Consider the following 6,937-nt stretch of genomic DNA (forward strand, 5'->3'; position numbering starts at 1 on the left):
GCCTTTAGATTCTTCCTTCATCATCTACCCTATATCTTTGAATTCTGCTTTCTGGATGAGTCCAACGATCGAAGTATAAATCAGATGGAGTTCTGTTTTCGTGCCTCCTAGTTCACTCGAATTTCTCCAGGTGCCCCCACAGTTTCTTCTTGAAGTGTTCCAACGTGTACCGGCCATCTCCGTCAGGGGGGAACCGCTCCACGTTCGGCTCCATGCTGGGGGCGTTGACCTGCCACCAGCGGTCCATATCGCCGGCTCTTGGGAAACACAAGACACTCTGTGCGTCTCCCTCTGCCTGGAGGTAGAACTCCCGCCAGTCTTCAGTAGGAACGACCGAGAGCCCGAACCAGAGGAAGCCCTTCATGCCCCCTGGGCGTATCAAGAAGCCATAAAACCACGAATTCGTAGTCGAACGTACAGGTCCAACATCGAAAGAGGAATACCGGAGCCTTATCTCGTCGCGAAGCCGTGCCAGGAAGCGGTGCAGTAGGCCGTAATCATTCTCCCAGGACCACTCTCCCCTCCCCCACAGACTCACGGCGTTTTTGACCTTTTCGGTGGTCAGTACCTCGACGCCGTGGACGTACTCCAGCAACTGCTCGAAGAGTACTTTCGCCCGCGGCGTGGCTTGCGCCGGCCCCCCGGCGAAGTCCTCCCAGGTCTTGGTGGCTAAACCCTCCGCGTTGCACAGCCTGCGCACCTCATCGAGGCGGTACTCAGGCACAATGACCGCATGGAGCTCACCGGGCTCCGGGTTGGTGATGTCCGTGTGCTGCCCTTGGGTGAAGCCGGCGTGGAGCTTCAACTCGACGATACGCCGCCCACCACTTTCAAACTCCAGCACCAGATCGTACCGGAGCCCCTCCCCCTGGACCTCCTCACGTACCCGGGTGCAGGGTCCTTCATCCCCGAAGCCGAGCCATCCGACCAGCTCCTCGCGGAATTATGGTTCTTTGGATGCGTGAACGATGAGGGCTTGGACCAGGCGCTCGCCGGTGCGGCCATCTATGAGGTGGAGGAGGCTCATCATCCAGGTGCCCCAACGATTACGTCTCCTGGACCTACATCGGGTACAGGGCTGCCAAGTTCTCAATTTAAGATTATGGGGGCGAGGTATGTCAAGGAAGGTCACCGTGGGATTTTTTTTACGCAGAGAGGTAATTTCCTCTGCCAGCCACACCGCGCAGTCATCTTATTTAACTAATAATAAATGAGATACAAAATTAAACATGGTAACCACTTGACATAAATTTGTTCTCGTGATATGATACCTAACGTTGATGATTGAGAGCCTAATTACTCCTACTTGACGACGGGAAGGCGGTAGAAGATGAGCAGCCTGGACATCTCCTCGCGAATTCGCCAGTGTAGGACACAGAAGGGCTGGACCCAGGGCGAGCTCGCGGAAAAACTCCTGGGTAGCGAGCTGAACGGCGTGGAAGGCGAAGAGCGGGATAACATGATTCGGTCCGTCCAATCGAAGGTCTCGGTGTGGGAGAGGGGTAAGTTCGAGCCGTCGCTGTCCAGTCTCGTAGAGCTCGCGGTCATCTTCGACGTGACCCTTGAATGGCTGGGCACGGGTAAGGAGAAAGACAGGAACTGGACTAGAGGTATGCTCCCTCTACTCGAAGAGATCCCGCTCACTTTCCATTCCAAATACAATTTCAAAGAACACGTCGTAACCAACGAGATGCTGAATAAATCGCTGAAGGTCAGCGTGCCCCAGAAGCTCATAGACGACGGAGCTGATTACCTCGTCCAGGCGCTGGATAACACGATGTGCCGGGATGGAATCTACAAGGGGGACTACGTCGCCGTGCGCATGCTCCCTCTGTCTGGTGAAGAAGAAGATTTTATCGAGGCCGAGCCCGACGTTAACACCGGGAAAATCCTGCATGTAGCATTTTGGATGAGAGACGCTCACCCTCGGTGGGTACTAGGCAGGGCTTATCGTTCGACGGATTCAAGAGGCATCGACATCTACAAGAACGACGGCAGCTACAACAACCCCGTGACGTACCCTTACGATACGCACCAATTCCACATCCTCGGGGAAGTCGTCGGGTGGATACATCTGGAAAAGCACAAGAAGGAATAACCAAATCCCTCTAGGAGGAAGATGACCGACCGGGACCCGGATACCGCCAGTACCCTACTCATTATTCCACGACGCTTGTATCTCAAGGAGGGCGCTGAGGGTGAACATACAGATTTTGAGCTGGAATTGTCTGAACCCATGCTCCGCGCACTGGCAGACCTAATCCAGCTCATCAACAACAACTCCCACCGCTTTCAGCACGGGGAATCCCCGGAGGAAGGCCCAAGAACACAGGAGGGGGAAGAAATTAAACACCAAGCCAGTTGTCCTTAACCCCAAAAACGAAGGAGAGAAACGATGGAAAAGAGAGCTGCTATCTATGCCAGGTCTTCAAACGATGAACACGATGTAAGCTGTGAGTCGCAGTTACGCATCCTGCCTGAGATGGCCGAGCGAGAAGGGTGCGCGGTAATCCTAGAAAAGGAGGAGCGAGGTGTAAGCCATTTCGACCAGCAGGAGCTCACAGCGCTGCTTGAAATCGCCCACACACAGAAGTCCTACGAGCATCTGTACGTCTATGACCCATCAAGACTGAGTAGACGCGTGAACACCTACTTCGAACTGCTGAGGGAATTCGATGTGTACGGAGTCAAGATCCATTTCAGCACGCTACCGGAAGTAGACGACGTTCCCACGAACAACCTCAACCGAAACCTCTACGGCGTTCTCAACCAGTTCCACAGCGATAACGCTGCTGCGGGGGCGAAGAGGGGCATGCGAGAGAATATCCTGAAAGGATGGCGCTCGGGAGGGCCTCCGCCCTACGGTTACAAGTTACGGCACGAGGTTCTTGGAAAAAACAAGAGGGGGAAAGAGGTTAAGAAGTCCAAGCTGGTTATCGAGGAGGATGAAGCCCAGATAGTGAGGGAGATATTCGGGCGCGTCAGCCAGCACGAAAGTTACGCCTCCATCGCTCATGACCTTTCACTTCGAGGCATCCGACGCCGGCGCGGGAAAACTCAATGGGATGCGACTGCAGTCGGCTCTATCGTTAACAAAGCAGACGTTTACCTGGGGAACACTGTATGGAATAAAAGTGGTGTACGCCAGAAACGGCGAGGTCGGCACGATGCGTTCAAGCGCCCCGAAAGTGAGTGGGTAATCAATGAGAATACCCACGAGCCCATTATCACCCAGGAGTTGGCCCTTCTCGTTGAAGAGGCAAAGCCGAGTAGGAAGCGCTACGGCCAACGCACGAACGTGGTGAATCCCCTCCAGGGACTGCTGAAGTGCGGCTACTGCGGTAGAGTGTTGCATCACTGGGGTAACAACAAGCTGGCCTGCGCTACCAACGCGCGGGGTGAGGGCTGCAGCTTACCTCGGACGACCATCGGTTACGTCTGCCAGAACGTCGCGGAGCTGATTCTACAGAACCTGAACACGCCGAAGAAGAAGGCGCGCATCGTCCAGTACCTCCTGAGCCGCGGCAAGAAGGGTGCGGATGACCCGTACGCGGATGAATTCAAGAAGATTCTTAAAGAAATCAAGAGCCTTGAAGCCGCTCTCCGTGAGAGCAAGAGCCCCGATGACGCCGCGCGTCTGATGCGCGAAACCCTGAATCCGCTCTACGAGAAGCGGGACAAACTGGAAGGGGTTCGGCTTGAAAATGAGTCTCGGGACAAGGAGCTGGTGACGGAGGCGGAGGCGAGGAAAGCCGTTGAGGTTCTCTACGAATCCCTCTCCAGCTTCGAGCAGTTACCGAGGAAGGAGCTGGCTAAACTCTTCCGGTGCGTGATAAAGGAGATACTGATAACAGTATCTCCCGAGGATGACCATCGTTTCAGGCTGGAAATACAGTGGTTACCCGAAACGAAGGGGGGTTTTATTGGTGGAGGCGGGGGGAATCGAACCCCCGTCCGATGATGCCCTTGCGACAGCTCTACATGCTTAGCCGTGCTTGACATTCGCGACGGGCAGGGCGACGGCGACCTCAACCCGAAGCTAGCCCCTTCTTAATAGTCTCCCCCGGGGGAAGAGAGCCACCCCGGGCTCGACGCCCACCAGTTTCACGCCCACACCGCGGCCCGATGGGCCGAAGCCGCGGGGGACGGGCCTTACGTGCCTAGGTTATCCTAAAGGATAACTTAAGCGGCCAACGCCAGATCGTAATCGGCGTTTGTGGTTTTGCCGCCTGTTTTACGAGGCCTGCGGCGACCTCGGCATGCAACCGGCGTTCGTGCTACCACCGTCGAACCCGAATCGCCCCCAGTGCGCAGACTAATATAGCCGCAATTTACCCCGGCGTCAAGCGCGGGCCTTTCCCGTGGCTGCGCAACCGTGCCCCTCAGTCCTCCTCACCTCCGTCCCGTCGGCCGACTATGCAGCGTCTCACCGCCGCCCAGGTCAAAAGCCCGACGAGCACGAACAGCAGGGCGTACTAGAGCCAGTCCAGCTCCTGCTGCAGGAAGACCGGCGCCCGTCCGTTGATAAGCGCAACGACGCCCTCCACGGCGAGCCAGAGGAGGGCAAGGCAGGCGATGACGACCCGGACGTACACCGTCACCCTCTCTGCGAATTTTGACGGAACAGACCGCGCAGCCAGTGCACCGGCCGCTTGAACCCGGTCTCCCCCAGATGGGACACCAGCGGTTGGACGTAGCTCTCCGTCCTCTTGCTCATCCGCAGGAAGAGGAGGGCCGACGCCACGCGAAGAACGCCGGAGATGACGAAGACGAGCTGATACCCGGTGGGCCAGCCGCCGGCGAGGGGGACGGTGCCGCCGATCACCTTCGCCACGGCGCCGCCCGTCATCGAGCCGCCGAAGTACGCCAGGCCGGAGAACACCGCCACCAGGGCGATGGCGTAGGGACGGCTCTTCTTCGTCGCGATGGCCAGTGGAGTGGCGAAGACCGCCAGGTTCATCGCCGACCAGAACGCCCCCGACAGGACCGCCTCGGGCCACACGGGCCAGCTGAACCCCGGCCCGGTCGTGCTCCAGACCAACGGGAAGAGGCCCAGTACGACCCCGCAGGTCGCCAGGACCGCCCGGGCGCCGAAGCGGTCCAGCGCCCGACCCCAGAACCGGTTGGTGACCAGGACCGCCACCGTCACGATGACGCCGTACACCTGGATGGTGGTGTAGGAAAACCGGAGGTAATTCAGGGCGTGGGGCAGGAAGAAGGGTCCGCCCACGCCGAGGGCGAAATTCCAGCATACGACGGCGAAGAGGAACCGCCGCAGATTGTCGTTGCCCACGGCGTCCCGCAACCCCTGGAAGATGTTGAACTCGGTCCGATTCTCTCCGGGGGAGGGCGGGTAGATGGAGAGGAGGTAGACGCTCACCGTGCCGGCCACCACCGCGGCCCCGAAGACGATGAGGTGTCCGATGGCGAGGTCTCCCTCCCCGAGAAGGTCCACGAGCCCCGCGGCGCCCAGACCGGCGGCGAGCCCCGTGGCGCCGGTGAAGATGTTGCGCGTCCCGAAGTACCTCCCCCGGATGGTGACGGGGACGAAGTCGGCGGACCAGGAAACCCAGGCGTTATCCAGGGGGGCCGCAAAGGCGTAGCTGACGGCCGCGGTGAAGAGGAGCAGCATGAGGCGGGAATCCGAGTCCAGGGGCAGTAAGAGGAGCACCGCCGGAACGACCCACAATATCCGGTGCACGGCGGAGGTCCAGATGAAAATCGGCCGGTGCCGCACACCCCGGGAGATGAGATAGGCCGAGACGAGCTGGAGGGGGCGGAACAGAAAGGGCAGGGAGCCCAGGAGCCCCAGCAGAAGCTCGTCGGCCCCCAGCTTGATGGCGAAACCGGTCAGGACGACGCCGGTGACGATGGAAAGGTGGAATTGGGCCAGGCAGCCTTCCCAGGTGCAGAGGTCGAGATCGCGCTTGAGCTGCCCGCGGTCGAGCTCCACGTTCAACCCTTGGGGAAGAGGGTCGGGAAGGGGTCCGAGCGTAGCTCGGGGGGAAGATGCTCCCGGTCGTTGAAGCAGGCGAGGCTGGGGCGCTCATCGGGCCAGACGACTCGGGCGAAAGACGCGTTGTCGAGGCGGAACCGGACCCAGCCGTCGAAGGGGACGCCCAGGACCGAGGCGAGGAACTGGGAGAGGATGCCCCCGTGGGCGGCGACGAGGGCCCGGGTCCACCCCTCGCCGACGATCCTTTCCGCCGCGGCCGAGGCCCGCTCGAACAGGTCCCGTCGGGATTCGCCACCCGGGAAGCGGTACTCGCCCCGGCGGTACACCTCCAGGTCTATATCGGATAAAAATCCCGCGTGAAACTCATCGTAGGTGAGGCACGCCGCCGTTCCCAGGTCTATCTCCTCCAACTCGTCAATAATCACGGGACGCGGTATCCGCGCCCCAAGGGAAAACCCCCGCTCGAAGGCGGGGGCCAGAGTCGCCGCCACCCTCCCGGCCGGCGAGGCGTAAACGGCGTCAAGGCCAAGATTTACCAGCACGTCGGCCAGAGCCCGGGCCTGCCGAACGCCGCGTGCGGAAAGGGGGTAGTCCGTCCGACCCTGGAGGATACCCCGCTCGTTGGCCACCGTTTCGGCGTGTCGTAAGAGGATTAGCTCGCGCAACTCGACCTAGAGCCGCTCGTGAACCTTGGCCATGGCGGCGTTGAGATCGGTGGGAACCCCCTCGAGGAGGTTCTTGATGGTGTCCCTGGTCTCCCGCACGAACCCCTCGTCCTTGATCCCGCCGAGGTTTATCTCCACGTTGAGAATCGCCCCGTTTATTCCGGCGGTCAACAGGAGCGCGCCGACCCCGATGTCGCTGACGGCGTTCTGGTTTCCGATGAGCGCCAGCCGGGGCGCCTTGGTGAGCAGGCGGCGGCCCAGCCGGGCCACCTCGAGCGGCACCTCGATGGCCCGCTTCGTGCATTTCTGAACCGCA

General features: G+C 59.9%; 7 protein-coding genes and 1 other RNA gene. 3 read left to right on the plus strand and 5 right to left on the minus strand.

Translation table 11 applies throughout. The annotated features are described in order from the left end of the window. Positions 1 to 112: 112 nt before the first annotated feature. Positions 113 to 844, minus strand: coding sequence for a hypothetical protein (locus VM054_06965; GenBank protein HUT98799.1), 732 nt, complete (start codon positions 842 to 844; stop codon positions 113 to 115). 486 nt (positions 845 to 1,330) lie between these two features. Between VM054_06965 and VM054_06970 the strand changes: the two genes are divergently transcribed. The 3 genes from VM054_06970 to VM054_06980 are packed head-to-tail and all read left to right on the plus strand — an operon-like array spanning position 1,331 to position 3,961. Beyond that, positions 1,331 to 2,098: a helix-turn-helix transcriptional regulator gene (locus VM054_06970; protein ID HUT98800.1), complete on the plus strand. Its 768-nt coding sequence runs from the start codon at positions 1,331 to 1,333 to the stop codon at positions 2,096 to 2,098. 21 nt (positions 2,099 to 2,119) lie between these two features. Then, complete coding sequence (locus VM054_06975; protein ID HUT98801.1) at positions 2,120 to 2,371, plus strand: hypothetical protein; 252 nt, start codon at positions 2,120 to 2,122, stop codon at positions 2,369 to 2,371. A 24-nt stretch (positions 2,372 to 2,395) separates the two neighbouring features. Beyond that, a complete protein-coding gene (locus tag VM054_06980; GenBank protein HUT98802.1) occupies positions 2,396 to 3,961 on the plus strand; it encodes a recombinase family protein in 1,566 nt (521 codons plus the stop codon). On the opposite strand, the gene ssrA is transcribed toward VM054_06980, so the two are convergent. The 4 genes from ssrA to VM054_07000 all read right to left on the minus strand — a co-directional run. After that, positions 3,925 to 4,305: a transfer-messenger RNA gene (gene ssrA, locus VM054_06985) on the minus strand. The two genes, VM054_06980 and ssrA, sit on opposite strands and share 37 nt — an antisense overlap. Before the next feature lie 292 nt (positions 4,306 to 4,597). Continuing rightward, positions 4,598 to 5,953: an MFS transporter gene (locus tag VM054_06990; GenBank protein ID HUT98803.1), complete on the minus strand. Its 1,356-nt coding sequence runs from the start codon at positions 5,951 to 5,953 to the stop codon at positions 4,598 to 4,600. A 2-nt stretch (positions 5,954 to 5,955) separates the two neighbouring features. Beyond that, positions 5,956 to 6,621: a histidine phosphatase family protein gene (locus tag VM054_06995; protein HUT98804.1), complete on the minus strand. Its 666-nt coding sequence runs from the start codon at positions 6,619 to 6,621 to the stop codon at positions 5,956 to 5,958. A 6-nt stretch (positions 6,622 to 6,627) separates the two neighbouring features. Then, on the minus strand, positions 6,628 to 6,937 hold a 310-nt coding region (locus VM054_07000), incomplete at its 5' end, for a cyclodeaminase/cyclohydrolase family protein (protein ID HUT98805.1).

This window comes from bacterium (assembly GCA_035528375.1).
Lineage (GTDB): Bacteria > RBG-13-66-14 > RBG-13-66-14 > RBG-13-66-14 > RBG-13-66-14 > RBG-13-66-14.

What these genes read in the sequence shown, in the direction of transcription:
- VM054_06970 (HUT98800.1), top strand. Translation starts at nt 1,331, where the DNA reads ATGAGCAGCCTGGACATCTCCTCGCGAATTCGCCAGTGTAGGACACAG.
- VM054_06975 (HUT98801.1), top strand. Translation starts at nt 2,120, where the DNA reads ATGACCGACCGGGACCCGGATACCGCCAGTACCCTACTCATTATTCCA.
- VM054_06980 (HUT98802.1), top strand. Translation starts at nt 2,396, where the DNA reads ATGGAAAAGAGAGCTGCTATCTATGCCAGGTCTTCAAACGATGAACAC.